12 protein-coding genes are annotated in these 17,964 nt (G+C 49.7%); 3 read left to right on the plus strand and 9 right to left on the minus strand.

Annotated elements, in window-relative coordinates:
• Nucleotides 1–72: 72 nt before the first annotated feature.
• From GWC95_RS07005 to GWC95_RS07025, 5 genes are all read right to left on the minus strand, one after another.
• Nucleotides 73–2,442: an alpha-L-rhamnosidase-related protein gene (locus tag GWC95_RS07005; protein WP_161817975.1), complete on the minus strand. Its 2,370-nt coding sequence runs from the start codon at nucleotides 2,440–2,442 to the stop codon at nucleotides 73–75.
• A gap of 62 nt (nucleotides 2,443–2,504) precedes the next feature.
• Nucleotides 2,505–3,581 carry a glycoside hydrolase 5 family protein gene (locus GWC95_RS07010; RefSeq protein WP_161817976.1) on the minus strand — a complete coding sequence of 359 codons (1,077 nt, stop codon included), beginning with the start codon at nucleotides 3,579–3,581 and terminating at the stop codon, nucleotides 2,505–2,507.
• A gap of 27 nt (nucleotides 3,582–3,608) precedes the next feature.
• Entirely contained in the window at nucleotides 3,609–6,344 is a 2,736-nt protein-coding gene (locus GWC95_RS07015; protein WP_161817977.1) for an alpha-L-rhamnosidase, read from the minus strand.
• Nucleotides 6,345–6,369: 25 nt separating this feature from the next.
• Nucleotides 6,370–8,334: a sialate O-acetylesterase gene (locus GWC95_RS07020; protein ID WP_161817978.1), complete on the minus strand. Its 1,965-nt coding sequence runs from the start codon at nucleotides 8,332–8,334 to the stop codon at nucleotides 6,370–6,372.
• Between the two features lie 96 nt (nucleotides 8,335–8,430).
• On the minus strand, nucleotides 8,431–9,351 hold the full coding sequence (locus tag GWC95_RS07025) for a hydroxypyruvate isomerase family protein (protein WP_161817979.1): 921 nt from the start codon (nucleotides 9,349–9,351) through the stop codon (nucleotides 8,431–8,433).
• Nucleotides 9,352–9,406: 55 nt separating this feature from the next.
• On the opposite strand from GWC95_RS07025, the gene GWC95_RS07030 reads away from it, so the two are divergent.
• From GWC95_RS07030 to GWC95_RS07040, 3 genes are all read left to right on the plus strand, one after another.
• On the plus strand, nucleotides 9,407–10,408 hold the full coding sequence (locus GWC95_RS07030) for an FAD:protein FMN transferase (protein ID WP_161817980.1): 1,002 nt from the start codon (nucleotides 9,407–9,409) through the stop codon (nucleotides 10,406–10,408).
• A 64-nt stretch (nucleotides 10,409–10,472) separates the two neighbouring features.
• Complete coding sequence (locus tag GWC95_RS07035; RefSeq protein ID WP_161818220.1) at nucleotides 10,473–11,426, plus strand: formylglycine-generating enzyme family protein; 954 nt, start codon at nucleotides 10,473–10,475, stop codon at nucleotides 11,424–11,426.
• Nucleotides 11,427–11,443: 17 nt separating this feature from the next.
• Nucleotides 11,444–12,784: a Gfo/Idh/MocA family protein gene (locus tag GWC95_RS07040; RefSeq protein WP_161817981.1), complete on the plus strand. Its 1,341-nt coding sequence runs from the start codon at nucleotides 11,444–11,446 to the stop codon at nucleotides 12,782–12,784.
• An 84-nt stretch (nucleotides 12,785–12,868) separates the two neighbouring features.
• On the opposite strand, the gene GWC95_RS07045 is transcribed toward GWC95_RS07040, so the two are convergent.
• The 4 genes from GWC95_RS07045 to GWC95_RS07060 form a co-directional block, all read right to left on the minus strand.
• Complete coding sequence (locus tag GWC95_RS07045) at nucleotides 12,869–14,089, minus strand: DUF2264 domain-containing protein (RefSeq protein ID WP_161817982.1); 1,221 nt, start codon at nucleotides 14,087–14,089, stop codon at nucleotides 12,869–12,871.
• 52 nt (nucleotides 14,090–14,141) lie between these two features.
• A complete protein-coding gene (locus GWC95_RS07050; protein WP_161817983.1) occupies nucleotides 14,142–15,029 on the minus strand; it encodes a DMT family transporter in 888 nt (295 codons plus the stop codon).
• A gap of 110 nt (nucleotides 15,030–15,139) precedes the next feature.
• Entirely contained in the window at nucleotides 15,140–16,495 is a 1,356-nt protein-coding gene (locus tag GWC95_RS07055) for a Gfo/Idh/MocA family protein (RefSeq protein ID WP_161817984.1), read from the minus strand.
• Between the two features lie 74 nt (nucleotides 16,496–16,569).
• Nucleotides 16,570–17,940, minus strand: a complete 1,371-nt coding sequence (locus GWC95_RS07060) for a 3-keto-disaccharide hydrolase (protein WP_161817985.1) — start codon at nucleotides 17,938–17,940, stop codon at nucleotides 16,570–16,572.
• Between the last annotated feature and the right edge of the window lie 24 nt (nucleotides 17,941–17,964).

Below are 17,964 nucleotides of genomic sequence, written 5' to 3' on the forward strand. Positions count from 1 at the left end.
TTTTGGCGGTATCCCCCGCGTACGCGTGTAACTAACGGCCATTAGCCATTCAACCATGCAGAACAACCATTGCTACAGGGAGATCTTTTGCAAGCCGCCGTTTAGTTTTACGGCCTTTCCTTTCCAGATAAAATCCCCTTTCAGTTTTGCCGGCAATGAGATCTCTGCTTCTATGCCGTCTTTCCCTTTCCTTGTCAGCGCAACTTTGATCTCACCGTCGGGATGTGGCATATTACCTTTTGCTTCTTTTAGTTCTCCCAACGCCGGTTCTATACGTACGGTTGAGAACCCCGGCGATGCTGGAACGATCCCACATATGGTTGCGAGGAAATCATAATTAGGGCTGGAGCTCCAGGCATGGCAATCTGAGCGTGTCGGGTCGGGTTCTTCTGCGAATGTGGTTAATCCGTTTGCGATCATTCCTCTCCATGGGGTGAGTTGTGAATAATATAAGTCTGCCATACCCGCTTTCTTCAACGCACGGTTCAGGTAAAAACGATAGTAAAAGGTTGCCTGGCTGAGCGAGGTATCGTACAGTATTTTATTCATCAGATTTTTTGTTTCCGCCTGCGGAACGGCGCCAGTGAGCACGGCGAGGATGCTTGCATGCTGACTGAATGTTTTTTTCAAAGGCGTATTTGCCATCACACCTTTCTTCACATCAAAGCACTGTGCATAGGTGGACCTGCTCAACTGATCCGCCAGTTGTTTGTAATGCAGTGCATCGTTTGTTCTCCCGAAAAACGAAAACAATTCAGCGGCCTGTTGCAATGTGTTTACATACTGAAGTGTGATGATGGCCGAATTGCCATCCATAGCGCCATCCGGCGTACCTCCGGGAAATGCCTTGTTCCAGTCTACAAAACTCCACCACTTCATCGGGCCCAGCATGTTCCTTTTTTTGTCGATGTGTTTTTCAAACCAATCCAGCACACCCATTACAGGGATCAGCATCTCGGAAACAAACTGCTGGTCCTTGCGGTGCATCCAGTAATCGTGCAGCATCGACACCCAGAACAATGAAAACGGCGGTATCACCTGCAGCCTGCTGCTGGGGTAACGCCCCTGTGTTAACCCTTCAGGTACACGTGAATGATAAAAATCAAGGATCGCTTTGCGCATCAAACGGTCATCGCCGGTTACGTATAAAGAGATCAGCGATTGGATGCGTGTATCGCCTTCGTACTGTAATTGCTCGTAATACGGGCAATCGAAATAAGTTTCACCTGCACACAACAACGCGGTACGCCAGCCAATATCCCATATATCCTGCAGCGATTCGTCGTTGCTCGTGAAAGATGCTTTTGCTTCAAACGGGTAACCATTCGTATATCCAAAAACATCATCGATCACCAAAGGTTCTTTTCCCGTTTTGATATCGAGTTGTATGAAACGGTAGGTGCGCTGCCACAACGGGCGGAAATGCCGTTTCTCCTGGCCATCCGGCAGAAAAACATCGTAGTTGCCTTTGATCTCCTTGTCGTTGACGATGTTCCTGTTCCCCTTCGATCCGTCTTTCGCAAAAAGGGCTTCCGCGTATGTTATTTTCACATTTGCGCCTTTCCCTTTGCTGATCACAAACTCGGGGTATGCAACCGTGTTGAAGCTTTGGTCGAGCAGGATCGATACGGTTGTGTCTGCCGGGATGGTAAGGGCGTGTTTCCCGTCTAAAAGTTCATTCGACACTGCGATGCCTGTTGCACGGCGCACGTTTGAAATGCGTTGCATCGTTTCACGCATCAACGGGATGTTGCGCGGCTCGAGTGTCCAGAGATTGTCTGAACCGATGCCCGATGGCACCGGGCTCGCGATGCGTTTGGCCTTCGCCCACATCGTATCGGCGTATCCGGGTTGCTCCCATCCCCATGGATAGGCTGCGGCATTTACTTCATCGCCGGGACCAATCACCATGTACGTCCGCAGCCGTGCGCCGTTGTCTGTTGAGCAGGGTTTGTAAGCCGTATCGTGAAATACTTTCCAGGAGTCATTTGTATTGGCCGCATGTTCTGCGCTGGTGTTTCCCTGTAACACGAATCCTGTCTGGTTGGTTACCTGCGCCACCGGTGCATATACGCCCATGTTCCATACCAGTGCGGCGATCGTGTTGTCGCCGGCTTTCAGGTAAGGAGCGATATCGATCGTTTCAAAATACCAGTTGTACAGGTCGCCGCGCGCGGGCCCACTGCAAACGGCAGCGCCGTTAACGAACAGGCGGTAGCGGTTATCGGCAGACACATGAACGATAAAGGATGCGGGTTTTTCCGCAAGCTTCAGGTTCTTCCTGAAATGGTATACGCCGTAATCGCGCGGGGCCACATCAGGACACGTAACCCACGATGCGTTCCAGTAATCGTTGAGCAATGCAGGATTGATTTTCTTTACATCCTGTGCAAACGAACAAACCGAAACAAACAGCAGAACAACCGATGAAATCAGCTTCATACAAAAAACTTATCAGTGAAACAAAGACGGCGTATTACTCAAAAATTTACGATCGCCGGATATTATTGTTTGTTCATTTTCCTGATCAGGTCCACTTCATCCTGCCTGTATGCTTTTCCATCCGAATGAAAAATATCGTGGAACCATTCGATGGGTTGTGATCCGTCTTTGAGTGGTGTATCCCATGCATAGATGGTGTTGGTTTTCCCTGCAACAAATCCCCAGTTGATCGCTCCCACATTTTCTTTTTTCAACAAGGGAAGGATATTTGAAAAGCGGCTGTTGCGGATGCGTGCCATGTATTCCGTGCAGATCAACGGGCGGCCGAATGCCTTGAGCAGCTGGATCACGCGCAGGTGCTTATCGGGCTCATCGTAATTGTGATACGTGATGATGTCTGAATTGAGCGCCTGGAACGCGTTTAATTTTTCAAAGCTCCAATCCCACAAACCAATGCTGATCGGCTGGTCAACGCCTGTTGAGCGCGCCCATTCCACCACTTTCCTGAGCAGGGGCAATGAAGAATCTTTTTTGCCGCTGTTGCCAGGTTCGTTGTAGAGGTCCCAGAGCAGTATGCGTTTATCGTGTGCAAAATGTTTCATCACGTCTTTCACATAGCGTTCGAGTTCAGGAAAATTTCTCGGGTCGCTGGAAGCGGGTTGTCCCGGATCCTGCAGCCAGCCCGAATTGTGTATGCCTGTTTTGGGTTCGGGTTGTTTGCCTGGTTTTGATTCCTTGTTCCAGCAGTCGTCGAAGAAAACAAACATCGGCTCGATCTTGTGTTTCGCTGCAATGCCGAGGAACTGGTCCACTCTTTTTTTAAATCCTTCCGGGTCGTGTTTGTATGCAACGCTGTGAAGGAACACGCGCATCGTATTGAAACCGATGCCTTCTGCCCAGCCCAGTTCTTTGTCTATGGTTGCCGGATCAAATGTTTCTGCCTGCCACATTTCGAGCTGGTTGATCGCATTGGCCGGGATATAGTCTGCACCCGTTAACCATTTGTGATTGGCGTACCAAGCATTGGCCTTCTCTATCGGCCACACAGGCGCAACAGGGGCGATCGTTTGTGTCTGCGATTGCACAGAGAGTACGCTTAGCAACAACAGGAAGAGGCTGGAAAGAACTTTTGTTTTCATGTGATGTTTATAGATTGATGAATAGGTTTAATTGTTTGCGGGTTTCTGATCCGGGACACCGTTTACCACGAAATGATATTCGCCCGAACCAAGCGTAAGCGAAAGATAGCCACTGCCCGCTTCCCCGGTCTTTATTTCTTTGATGGAACCGAGCGGTTTGTTATTTTCTGTAACCTGGTCAACATTGGATGCAGGAACGAACAAAGTAGCTGTTGTATTTAGAGGAATGGTTACATCCATCATAAGCTTGCCACCCTCTATTTTCCAGCCACTGCTGAGCGTGCCGTAAAAGGTCTTGAGGGTTGCGGATGCATTTGTAAACCCGCCCCCGATATGCGGTTGAATCCTTATGTGCTTGTAGCCAGGGCCGTCTTCGTAGGTATCCAGTCCGGCCATCACGCGGTACATCCAATCACCGATCGCGCCGTAAGCATAGTGATTGAATGAGTTCATGCCCGGTGTTTGAAAAGTTCCGTTTGGCTTGATGCCATCCCAGCGCTCCCATATGGTAGTGGCGCCCATTTTTACCGGGTATAACCAGGAAGGATAAGTTTCCTGCAGCAATAATTTATACGCCACATCTGTAAAGCCAAAACGTGTTAACACATGGCAGAGATAAGGCGTTCCAAGAAATCCTGTAGTGAGGTGGTTGCCGTATGATTTGATGTTGTCGACCAAACGCTGTGCAGCCTGTTGTCGCAATCCTTCCGGAAGCATATCAAAGTTCAGTGCAAGCACCAATGCAGTTTGTGTACCCGATACCAATCTGCCGCCCGCGGTCATGTATTCGTTGATGAAAGCGTCTTTGATCCTTTTCAATAACAGTTCATAGGTTTTTACATCTTCTGTCCTGTTCAACACTTTCGCTGCATTGATGAGCAGTTGTGTTGAGTTGGCATAAAAACATTGGGCGATCAGGTGTTTGTCTGTAACGGCCGCGCGCCCATCGTTGTCATCGTCGGGGCGATAGAAGAGCCAGTCGCCAAAATGGGAGCCGGTGTTCCAAAGGTCATTTTTGCTCACACCGGTGATGTAATTCACCCATGCTTGCATACTCGGGTATTGATCCTCCAGTATTTTTTTATCACCGTAAGCGAGGTACATGTTCCAGGGAATGATGTTTGCAACATCCGCCCATCCTGCAGAACCTGCCGCTCCTTTTCCCAATACATTGGGGATCACATGCGGAACGCTTCCGTTTTCCAGTTGATCCGCCGCCACGTCTTTCAGCCATTTCACAAAAAAATTGTGTACGTCCATGTTGAACGATGCGGTGCGCGAGAAAACCTGTGCATCGCCGGTCCATCCCAACCGTTCATCGCGTTGCGGGCAATCGGTTGGGACGTCAATAAAGTTCCCCTTTTGCCCCCACCTGATGTTTCCTTGCAATCGGTTTACCAAATTGCTTGAAGACGTAAATGTTCCAGTGTTCGCCATATCGGAATGAAACCCGATCAATTTAAAATCGCCAGGATTGATATCGCCCGGGTATCCTTCGATGCGGATGTACCTGAAGCCGTGCCAGGTAAAATGCGGCTGTAATATTTCTGTTTCGCCGCCCTTTAAAATATAAACATCCTGTGCTTTTGCTGCGCGCAGGTTTTCTGTATAAAAATTCCCTGCCTTGTCTAAAACTTCCGCGTGTGATATGATGATCTTGTCGCCGGCCTTGCCTTTGCCCTTAAGCTTAAAGGCAACCCAGCCAACTGCGTTGACCCTGAAATCAATCACCGTTTCACCTTTTGGTGTTTTTAAAACCTCGGCTACACCAATCGTATCAATTGGCCGCACCGGTTCATTGTAAGTGGCGATGAGTGTTTTCATATCGCCGTTTACAAGGCTCACACCATCCCATTTTGAATCATCGTAATTCGCGAGCGACCAGCCCTGTTTTTCCAATCGCCTGTCTGTGAATTCTCCATTGTATATTTCTGAAGAACGGATCGCACCGGTTGATGATTTCCAGCTTTCGTCGGTAATGATCCTTTCTGTGCTGCCATCGTTGTAAGAGATTTCAATCTGCATCAGCAATGCAATGTCTTTTCCGTACACATTCTGTTGCCCGGAAAACCCTATAAACCCGCGGTACCAGCCGTTTGCCAGCGTTACACCGATCGCGTTTGTTCCGTTCACAAGAAGCTTTGTAACGTCGTACACCTGGTATTGCAGGCGTTTGTTGTAGGATGTCCATCCCGGTGTGAAATAGGCATCTCCCACCCGCTGCCCGTTGATTTGTGCCTCGTACATGCCGTGCGCCGTGATGTATGCTGTTGCCGATGCAATTCTTTTATTGGTTGTAAACGTCTTTCGCAGCAACGGGCTCGGGCGCGTACTATCCTCCGTAAATCCGGGCCCTATCCATTTCGCTTTCCAGTCGCCTGTATTCAGGAATGCCATCTGGAAAAAAGCGGTGTCACTTTTCGATGGTGCGGTGCCGTTGTTGTCCCAAACCTGAACGATCCATTTGTATCTCTTCCCGCTTTCCAGCGTCGAACCTGCGTAGGGAACATAAACAGATTGCGACGAACTGGTCTTTCCCGAATGCCAGGCGATCTTTTTATCGGGCGAAAAAACAGTTATGTCGTAAGCCGTCTGCATCGTGTTTCTTTTTGCGCCCGATAATTGCCAGCTGAAGCGCGGCGTTACCGCATCAACGCCAAGCGGGTTCACCGCATTTTCTGTACGCAACGCAAGAACAGCGGTTTGCGCAAAAGCAAAATGCGCGACGCATACCGGGAGCAAGACCAAAACTGTTTTTTTCATGGTTGTGAATTGTGGTGTATGATGATCACTTACCCGTGATCCTGTATTTGCGCAGGTCCGTAATACCGCTCCACTTGTCTGTACGGAATGGCACGGCGGGAAATTTTTCAAGGTTGTAAAGGTTTGCATCACCTGCAAAATCGGACCATGCATAGCGAACGGCAACCGGACCGTTTACACCGGCTGCGCTCACAACAATATGCTCGCCCTCTATCATTGCGGTTGCAGGTATGAATTTTTTATCTGTGCCTGCGATCGCAAATCCTTTTACCCATCCTCCGGGGTCGGTGGTGATCAGCCCGCCGCCTTTGTGATCAAAATCGATTATCGCTTTGTTTCCTTCAATTCTCATCGACTTGAAAACAGGCCCGCTGAATTCGTTTGATCGTTTGTACGTCTTGTTCAATGCAACGGCAGCAAGCCTTTTACCAACCTCCTGTTTGTTGCGTGGATGAATGTCTTTGGGCTCACCGATGTCTGTTGTAACAACCATTCCTGTATTGGGAACCGATAAACTAAGCGCCTGCGCCTCGCGCAGTTCGGCCCATTCACTTCCTTTCTCAACGGTTCCACCGTTTGCATTGAAGCTGGAGAGCTGAACGAAATAAAAAGGGAAATCGCCCTGTTTCCAACGGCTGCGCCAATCACCGATCATCAATGGAAAAGCGGTACGGTATTGGTATGCGCGGCCTGCGTTACTCTCGCCCTGGTACCAGATGGCGCCTTTGATGGCGTATGGGATCAGGGGATTGATCATTGCATTGTACAAAAGCGTTGGATAACTGTTGGGATCAACTGCATTGCTTTGTATCACCGATTCTACACGGTATTGCCAGTCGCCTGCGAGTGGCAATGATGACCCTGCAAAGATCATTTTTACATCGCCCGGCTCACCGTATATACCGCCACCGCCACCGGTATCGTCGATGCGGATGGCGATCACATTCTTTCCATCGCGTAAAGTACCCTGCGGAATCGTGTAAAGGCGTTTCAGGTTGTACCCTTTTGTAGAACCAACCAGTACGCCGTTGATATAGGTTTCATCGTTGTCATCGATCATGCCCAACAGCAGGTCGGCATTGCCCTTATGCATCGAGGGGTCGATATGGAATTCCCTGCGCAGCCATACAACGCCATCCACATTCTGCAGCGATTGCGTTTCCCATAACCCCGGCACTTTCATGTGTTGCCAGCCGGTGGCGTCGAATGAGGCTTCCTTCCATTTTTTCACTTCGCCTGCAGATGGCAAACCACCCTGCGTTCCGGTAAGTTTATCAAGCGTTTCCTGCCTGCGTACGGCGGCGATGGAATCCAGGTTCAACACCGGGAAACCCGCCATTATTTCCCTGAACTCGTTGTTTTGCTGCAGTGCCTCGCGGCTTGTCCAGGTTTCAACGTTTGTTCCGCCCCATGTACTGTTGATCAGCCCGATGGGCACATGCAATTCTTCGTGGAGACGTTTTGCGAAAAAATATCCCACCGCTGTGAAGTTGCCAACGGTGGCGGGTGTTGCGGCCTGCCAGCCGTTGCCGGTAGCGAGGTCCTGCAGCGGCGAGCCCGCAGCGGTAAGGGCGATCTTCGTGTGACGGATCATCGGAAGATCCGCCGCGGCCATTTCTTCCGCGTAGTTGTTTGCGTTGTTCACGGTCCACTCCATGTTGGATTGCCCAGAACAGAGCCACACATCACCCACTAAAACATTGTTATAGGTGATCGCGCTGTTGCCCTTAACATGCAGTTGAAACGGCCCGCCTTCTTTTTCCGGATCAAGATCAACGCGCCATTTGCCCGAAGCGTCGGCCTGGGTTGTTTTTGTTTGCAGGTTGAACTGCACAGCGATCTTCTCACCTGCCCCCGCCCATCCCCATACAGGAACGGACACATTGCGCTGCAATACCATGCTGTCGGAAAATATTTTTGCTGTGCGCAATTGCGCAGACACAAACGTGAACGCAAAAACAGAAAAAGCGGCAAGCAATGTTTTTCTCATGTGGATGGAGCGAAGCTTTAAGCCGTAGGCCGCAAGCTTTTTTTATTTTGTAAAAAATGCGTTGGTTGAATGGCAGGCGCCCATCGTTTACGTGTACTAGAAAGCATCTGCTTCCCGGTAGGCCCTGATCAAAGCTGCTTCACCGTCTTTACCCGGTTTGGCATTGCCATGCTCCATTCCGTAAACGCCGGTATAGCCTTTGTCTTTGATGTGTTTGAAAATGTTTTTATAATTCATTTCCCCTGTGCCCGGTTCTTTTCTTCCCGGGTTATCGCCGATCTGGAAGTATGCGATCTCATCCCATGCCTTGTTGATATTGGCAATGATGTTTCCTTCATTGCGCTGCATGTGGTACATATCGAAAAGTATTTTGCAAGACGGACTGCCAACTGCCTTACAGATGGCGTAGGTTTGGTCTGAATGGCGCAGGAAAAGATCCGGCGTATCGCTCAACGGTTCCATCACCATCACCAGTTTATGGGGTTCCATGATCTCCGCACCGCGTTTCATGAACTCGATCACATTGGCGGTCTGGAAGCCTTCCGGTAAACTCCTGTCGTAGTTACCCGGCACAACCGTGATCCATTTTGCATTGCATCGTTTGGCAACTTCTACAGAATCTTTGCAATATTGGATGAACTTGTCTTTCCATTCTTTGCTGCCCGATGTCATGGAAGTTTTTACCGGCCAGGTATCGAACTGGTTTACAAACACACCCATTGTCATGCCCAGCTGCGCCAGTGTATCCCCGATCTTTTTCTGCATTTCCGGTGTCCGGCCCATCATGCCATTGTCTTCGATGGAACGGAACCCCATGCTGTGCGCGAACTTGATCTGGTCGATAAAATCGGGGCCTGCATGATTTTTGAACATCCCGTCGTGGATCCCGTAATTGCATTGGAAAGGTTTGTTATCATCCGGCAACTCCCCTTTTTTTTCGTTGGCGAAACCGGTTGAAGCAGCGAGCAAAGCCCCCCCGGTGAGTAAACCTTGCTGCATAAATTTTCTTCTTTGCATGAGCAGTATTTTGTTGCTTAAATTTACTGGAAAACACCTTATAAAAACAGAAACTTTGCCCAGATCGCTGATTTGTTTTTTATTCCCGTTACTAACGGCCATTAGTACCCAAAGCCAGGAGAAAAAATTTCATTTTTCCGCGCAGAAAATGGGATCGCCGTTTAACATCATCCTTGTTTCGGGCGATTCGCTGAAAGCCGCAGCCGTTGCGGAAAAATGTTTCGCCCTGGTTGATTCGTTCAATCTTATCTACAGCGATTACGATACTGCGAGCGAGCTCAGCAAGATCAACCGCCTGGCAGGCGCAGGCGAGGTCCGTGCCTCTGCGGCATTGTGGGAGATACTGGTTCGTTCGCGCGCCGCATGGCAAAAAAGCAAGGGTGCATTCGACATCACCGTTGGGCCGCTCGCCCGGTTGTGGCGGAAAACGAGAAAAGAAAAAACCTTCCCTTCCGCGGAAACAGTCAACACCGCAAGGGCGCTAACCGGTTTTAAACGTTTAGAAATGCATGATGCCACACACACGGTAGCGCTTCCCGTAAAAGGAATGGCGCTCGACCTGGGGGGCATCGCCAAAGGATACGTTGCACAGAAGGTACTCGGCTTGATCTCTGCCATGGGTTTTACCATGGCATTGGTTGATGCAGGCGGGGATATGGTGATGAGCGGCGCGCCACCGGGTTCTGGCGGGTGGACGGTTGGCGTGAACATTCCCGAAACAACCGACAGGCTCCTGCCGCGCCGGCTCCTGCTTTCCAACAAAGCCGTTGCCACATCGGGCGATGCTTACCAGTATGTTGAACACGATGGCATCAAATATTCCCACATCATAGATCCCCGCACGGGATACGGGATCGCATCGCAACGCAATGTAACCGTGATCGCCGGCAACGGCGCCGATGCCGACTGGCTTGCCACCGCCTGCAGTATCCTGCCCGTGGAACAAAGCAAAAAACTGGCATCTGCCCTGCACGCCGACCTCCTGATCACAGAATTAAAAGAAGGGAAGATCATTTACCATTCAACCACCGGCTTCGCGAAGTACTGGAAACACTAAAACGTTATCGTTGCCTGCAACCGTTTTTCCTGATTATTTACTTATCTTGACACACCCAAAAATCATGCATGTGAAACGATTGGTTCTTTTGTTGTCTGCTTTTTATCTTTCAACGGATTGTTCTGCGCAAAATGGTTTTACCGAATACAGCCAGAATATACCGGGTTCTTCTTTGTCGTTTAAAATGGTGCCTGTTAAAAGCGGCAGCTTTACCATCGGGAGCCCTGCATCCGAAAAAAGCCACGCGGCAGACGAGGCCCCGCAAAAAAAGATCGAACTGTCTGCTTTCTGGATGGGCGCCCGTGAAGTGACTCGCGATGAATTTGATGTTTTTCTCAAAGACGAAACAACGAGCCAGAATGTAGACGTTGATGCCATCACGCGGCCAAGCCCGCAATACATCGACCTGAGTTATGGTATGGGTAAAGAAGGCGGCTTTCCTGCAAACAGCATGTCGCAGTACGGCGCGCTGATGTATTGCCGCTGGCTGTATGAAAAAACCGGCGTCTTCTTCCGTTTGCCCACAGAGGCCGAATGGGAATATGCATGCAGGGCCGGGAGCACCAGCGCTTATTTTTTTGGAGACGACAGTACGCAACTGGACAAATACGCATGGTATGCGAAGAACAGCAACGACAAATTCCAGAAAACAGGAACAAAATTGCCGAATGCCTGGGGTTTGTATGATATGCTGGGCAATGTGATGGAATGGACGCTGGATCATTACGACGCTGCGCGGTATACAAAGATCGAAGCAAAAGATCCTGTAGTGGAAGCCAACCCGGTACGGTATCCGAAAACACTTCGTGGGGGCGGTTATGCATCAGCGGCTGCGGAGTTGAGGAGCGCGGAGCGCATCCCCTCGGACCCGGTATGGAACCGCCGCGATCCGCAGATCCCTAAAAGCAGGTGGTGGATCACCGATGCGCCTGCCGTGGGATTTCGTTTGGTGCGCCCGGCGCAGCAGCCATCAAAAGAGCAGGCAGAACAATTTTTCAAAAAATACCTGGATCAATAACTTTTAAAAACAACCATATGCACAACGATGCTTCCAGCAACAACTCGCGCAGAGAATTTGTAAAACAAAGCTCGCTTATCGCGGGCGGATTGATCGCCGCCCCGCTTTTATCGGGCGCAAACTTTTTTTCAGGTGCCGACGATGTGATCAAAGTAGCCGTCATCGGCTGCGGCGGCCGCGGCACAGGCGCTGCCATGCAGGCACTGCGCAGTAAACAGAACGTGAAAATTGTTGCGATGGTGGATGCTTTCCGCGACAACATCGACAAATGTTACAACTCACTCACCAAAGAGGACAAATCCGATCCCAATGCCGTAAGCGTAAAAGCGCGTGTTGATGTTCCGGAAGAAAGGAAGTTCACCGGCTTCGACGGTTACATGAAAGCGATACCGCTGGCAGATGTTGTGATCCTTGCCACGCCGCCCGGTTTCCGGCCGATACATTTTGCGGAAGCCATCAAACAGAACAAACACGTGTTCATGGAGAAGCCCGTGGCCACCGACCCCGCCGGTGTGCAAAGTGTACTGGCAACAGCGGCGCTTGCAAAACAGAAAAAACTAAACGTTGTCGTAGGATTGCAACGGCACTACCAAAACTCTTACCGCGAATTGTTCAAACGCAAAGACCTGATCGGCGACATTACTTCAGCGCAGGCCTGGTGGAACAACGATGGCGTATGGGTTCGCCCGCGCAAACCGGAACAAACAGAAATGGAATACCAGATGCGCAACTGGTATTATTTCAACTGGCTTTGCGGCGATCATATCACCGAACAGCACATACACAACCTGGATGTGATCAACTGGTTCAAAGGAAGCTACCCCGTGAAGGCACAGGGCCTCGGTGGACGGCAGGTTCGCAAGGGTAAAGACCATGGCGAAATCTTTGACCACCACTATGTTGAATTTGAATATGCCGACGGCTCATTGCTCAACAGCCAATGCCGCCACATACCCGGAACCATGAGCCGTGTAGACGAACTGCTTGTTGGAACAAAAGGAAAGATCCGCTGCGGCGCGGCCAACATCACCGATGCATCGGGCAAAGTGATCTACCAGTTTGATTTGAAGAATGGCGAACCGAACCCATACCAGACGGAGCACGACGAACTCTTTGCTGCCATCGCCAAAGGCGAATACAAGTTTGCGGATGCGGAGAACGGCGCGAAAAGTACCATGACCTCGATCCTGGGAAGAATGGCAACTTACAGCGGGCAGATTGTTGAGTGGGACAAAGCCATCAACTCAGGCATCAACATACAACCCAAAACCTATGCGTTTGATGCACCGCCGCCGGTGTTGCCGAATGCAGACGGGTTTTACAACATCGCAGTTCCGGGCGTAACAAAATATGTTTAATTGAATTTGGGATCCGCAATGGGAAATTTTGAACCAAGGTATAATGGTTTCAAAATTTCCCATTCCCAAAAATGCTGCAGTCTTCTAGTTGCCGATAGCATGATCGGCATGAACAGGCAATCCCTTCCAAACCTTTTTTGTTGTCCAGTCTTCATCTTTGCCGTTCCACAATGCATCCGACGCGGGCAGTCCTAAAATAAGGAACGCTTCGGAACACAAATACAAACTCCCAGTTGAAATATAATTTTCGCCGATGTCTTTCTGGTGCCCGGATACACCGATCTGCAGCCATCCGTCCGCATCAAATGTGCCGGGCGCTTCGAGCTGTTTTTTGATCATTGTGTATAAAGCCGCGCGTACCTGTTGCGGCGCAATGCCTTCCGGCAACTGTTTCATCAATGCAACCTGCGATAGCGATTGAAAGGCACCGAAACGGTAGGCAAGCGATCTGCCGATAACAGGGTAAGTGCCTTCGGGTGAGATCAGCCGCTCCAATACTGCGGCGTAGCGCCTGCTTCTGCGCAGCTCCGTGTTGTAATCGATAGCGGTTGCTATTCCTTTTTGTTTCATTACACCAAGGATATCGAGCAGCATCGGGTGGATCACAAAACTGTTGTAATAATCCCAATGAAATTCGGGCCCGTCGCCATAAGCGCCATCCCCTTTGTACCATTCCTTGTGTTTCTGTATGGAATAATCGATCGCTGCCTGGTTGCACTCGCCGGTAAGCAGCAGCAATCCGGTTTCTACCATTCCTGTAAACAGCAGCCAGTTGCTTTCGTAAGGTTTTGTTTTGCGTGTGAGCTTCAATGCTGCTACAAGTTCCTGTTTTGTTTTTTCATCCAGCTTCGCGAGCAGTTGTGTTGGTGCGCGCAGCAGGGCATGTGTTAAAAAAGCGGCATCTACAAGCGACTGCCCGGGAATATTGAAACCGAGATAGTCGGGAGATGTTGAATCAACACCATTCTTTATACAAAGCAAGGCAAGGTCGATGTATTTTTTCCTGAGCTTCCCTTCCTCTGTATCATCGGCGCCAAGCTCGAGCCAGGGCGCCATGCCGGCCATCATTCTTCCAAAGCCCTCAAGATAGGTGGTGGACGGGATCCGCTTTACACGTATCATCTCCGGCGATTTCTCCACAGGCATTTTTTCTTTCAGCGTTTTCTCACTGAGCGCTTTGAACATCGGATCGGCAAGCTTCGTCATGGCTTGCACCAGATAGGCCCTTTCCTTTTGCCCCTCATCGTTCTGCGCAACGGCAGCAAAAGAAATGACCAACGCGAGTAGAAAAAACTTTGAACGCATAACCGGTGGTTTAAGCTACGAAGCTAAAGATATTCAGGAAGTACAACCATCCTTATTTCTTCCTGTAATTGGTAAGGAATACGCCTGTCATGATCAACGCCGCTGCCAGCACTTTCGGCATACTCAACGATTCATTGAGAATGATCATCGATGCGATCGTAGCAAAAAAGGGTTGCGTATAGATAAACGAACCCGTAACACTGGCGCCCAGTTTATTGATCCCGTAATTCATCAACATATAGGCGATGAATGTGCCGCCCACAACAACATAGGCCAATGCGAACCAGCTTAACGCATCGAACGATTGCCAATGCGCCTGCTGCAGGGCGTTCCATCCCAAGGGAAGACTGAAGAAGATACCGAAAAGAAATACCCATTGCAGCACATGTGTGGCTTTGTGTTGTTCGGTAAGCGGTTTAACGGCGATCACATAAGAGGAATAACCCAGCGCGCCTAAGATCACAAAAAGATCTCCAAGCGATTGCTGTGCGCCTGCGGCGGAAGAAACATCACGCGCAAACACAAGCAGTGCGCCGCCCGATATGCCAAGCAGCAACCCTACGATCTTGAAAAAGTTCAACGATTCTTTCAGGTAAAACGCGGCAAGCAGGGTAATGGTGATCGGCGTGGTGAGTACAAGCAACGATGCGTGGATGGGGCTTGTAAGCGAAATTCCCAGGATAGAAAAGGTCTGGTTGAGTGTAATGCCCGTGAGCGCGCAAAAACACAAACGCAGGTAATCCTTTTTTGTAAAAGACATCTTAACAGGCCGCGCCGCATACATCAACCAGAAAAGGAGCGCCGTTATGGTAATGCGGATGGCTGTGAGTCCCAGTGGCTGTATCAACGAAGGACTGATGTGCTTAACGGCTACAATGATCGTTCCGAAGAAAAAGTTTCCCGTAAGTACGGCCAGTCGTGCCTTTGTTTTTACGTTCATCGCGCAGCAAATAAAAGGGTTAAAACAGCAAAGCGTTTTTCAGGCCCAAAGCTGTTTTAACCCAGTGTAACCAAGGTATTGGTCATTAAACTTATTATCTAAAACTTCCTTTAATATTTGAAAGGTTTTCCACCTGCCATCACTTCCTGTGTTTTTGGATCGAACGTTACTTTTTCACCGGTGCGAGCCGCGGCGTTCGACATGATGGTTGCGATGGAATGGTTGTATCCCGCTTCCACCGGTGCATTTGGTGTTTTGCGGCTTCGGATACACTCCATCCAGTTGCGTACGTGGGCGGTTGTCAATTCATCGCCACCGGTGTTGGCGCCGGCTTCTACTTTGATCATTTCAGACAAACTCAATTCAGGCAACAGGTTGGCCTGCATTTTCATCTGGTTGGCAAAGCGCTGCGTCAACCCGCCTTTCGGAGAAACCTTGTTGGTGATAAGGTTCAGCTCTCCGCCATTGCTGTAATAGATCTCACTCGGGTTCTCGTCGCCGTTGTGCATGCGCGACATAAATACCACCTGGAACCCGGTTGAAGGATCGTTCTCCGGACCGTATTCAAACACGGCCGTGATCGTATCCCAGTTCCTTCGGCCGTCTTTCCACTGGTAAATACCGCCGTTGGCCGTTACGCTGCGTGGATGGCCAAGGCCGCTGAACCAGTTAACGGTATCGATCTGGTGGCTCATCCATTGGCCGGGCAAGCCTGATGAATAAGGCCAGAACAAACGGTACTCCAGGTATTTTCTTGGGTCAAATTTTTCTTTCGGGCGATTCATGAGGAACCGGTTCCAGTCGAGGTCCTCTTCTTTACATTGTGCAACAAGATCGGGCCTTCTCCAGCGGCCGGGCTGGTTTACGTTCCATGTCAATTCAACCATCGTGATCGGACCGAATTTTCCGCTCTGGATATAATCTGCTGCGGCCGTATAATTTTTCCCGCTCCTTCTCTGCGACCCTATCTGCACGATGCTTTTGGAAGCTTTCACGGCTTTCAACGCAGCGCGGTTGTCTTCCATTGTTTCTGCAAACGGTTTTTCGCAATACACGTCAAGACCCGCTTCTACAGCAGCTTTGCAATGAAGCGCGTGTTGAAAATCAGGTGTGCTGATGAATACCGCATCGCAGGTTTTGGAAGCAAACAGTTCGTCGTTGTTCCGGTAAGCATTGATGTCGTGGCCCATTTTATCTTTGAGAAAAGCCTGCCCTTCGTCCCTTCTTTTTTTCCACAGGTCAGATACGGACACGATATCAAAATTCATATCCTTGTAAAACTTCATGAACGGTGGAATGTGTGATGCCCTGTGGCGATCGGAAAAACCGATCACCCCTACCCTTACGCGATCGTTGGCCCCAATGATGCGGCCGTAACTTTTTGCACTGAATCCAAGCGTGGCCAGGTACGTTCCCGCAGCCGCCTGCGCGGATTGTTTGATGAATTTGCGACGTGAGTTTGACATGTTCAATCGTTATGTTGTGATTAATAGTTAGCTGTAAGTGTAAGTTGTCGTTACATACATTGAAATTCTCCCGGCTAAAGTTCCCTTATCTTGATGCTCCTGAAGGCTACATGCGTTCCATGTTCCTGCAGTAAGATATGCCCTTTTGCCCCCATTCCAAAATCCGGGATCTTTGCGTATTTGCTTTTGGCCACAAGCGCAAGAAACTCCGGTGAACCGCGTTTGTATTCCACTACTTTCCATCCATTGATCCAGTGCTCCACGCGGTTGTCTGGATACACTACGATCCTTCCCCTGTTCCATTCGCCGATCGCAATTTTCTCGCGGCCGTTTTTGTTGGATGGAATGAGGTCGTACAAAGATGCAAGTTTCCGGTTACCATCCCGTCCTGCCCGCGCATCAGGATGCCTGTCGTCGTCGAGCACCTGGTATTCCAATCCTATCGGTCCATTGGTCGTTTTTTCTTTTTCTACCACGAAATATTTTACGCCGGAGTTGGCCGTGTCTGTCATCCGGAACTCAAACTGCAGATCGAAAGCGCCAAATTGTTCACTGGTAATGATATCCCCGCCCGAAGAAACGGATGCGCTTCTTCCCTTGCTCACATTCAGTGTTCCGTTCTCTACGTACCATACCGGTGGAATGTTCTCTTTGTTCGCACCTTTCCATCCATCCATTGTTTTCCCATCGAACAGCAACCGGTAGCCCAATCTTTTTTCATCGGGAGAAATGGTATTGACGAGTGTATTCACTACAAAAACATTGTCGTCGGGTGCTTTTTTAAGACGCGTGGTCTGGATGCGGATGTTTTTCCAGCGGATCTCCTCTCCCACATTTTTTGCATCCCTGATCGCGTGCACCTGCAATGCGATAAAACCTTTCGGTGTCATGTCATCGATCAAGTGCGAGCACGCAACGCCATTGAGCCAGATGCGGATGCTGTTGCCGATGCATTCAATTTTATAATGGTTCCATTGCCCGGGCCTGAATGCTTTTTTTGCCGCGGGGTTGTTCTCCATCGAATACAACCAGCCACGCCGCGCTTCGTCGTAAATGCCGCCGCTCCATCCACGATCAGAGGGGTCCACTTCCGCCTGGTAGCCATGTACACGCTCCGGCGTTCGTTTGTCGGTTACATTGCATTTATCGTCCGCATCTTTTATCTCGCTCCTGAACTGGATACCGGAATTCATGCTGTCGGCAACTTTCAGATCGAGTTCGAGTATAAAATCGCCGTATTCTTTTTCGGTTGCCAGGAAACTATTGGGTTCATTCAACACCGTCCGGCCAACGATCTCGCCATTTTCCACGGTGTATGGCGCCTTGCCATTGAGCTGTCTGAAACCTTTCAGGTCCTTGCCGTTGAAAAGTTTTTCCCATTTCTGGGCAGCAGAAAACTGTGAAATAAAACACGCGGTGATCAGCAGAAAAATTATTTTCCTCATGGCATTGTTATTTTTTTGTACGAA

Source organism: Sediminibacterium roseum (assembly GCF_009939005.1).
GTDB lineage: Bacteria > Bacteroidota > Bacteroidia > Chitinophagales > Chitinophagaceae > Sediminibacterium > Sediminibacterium roseum.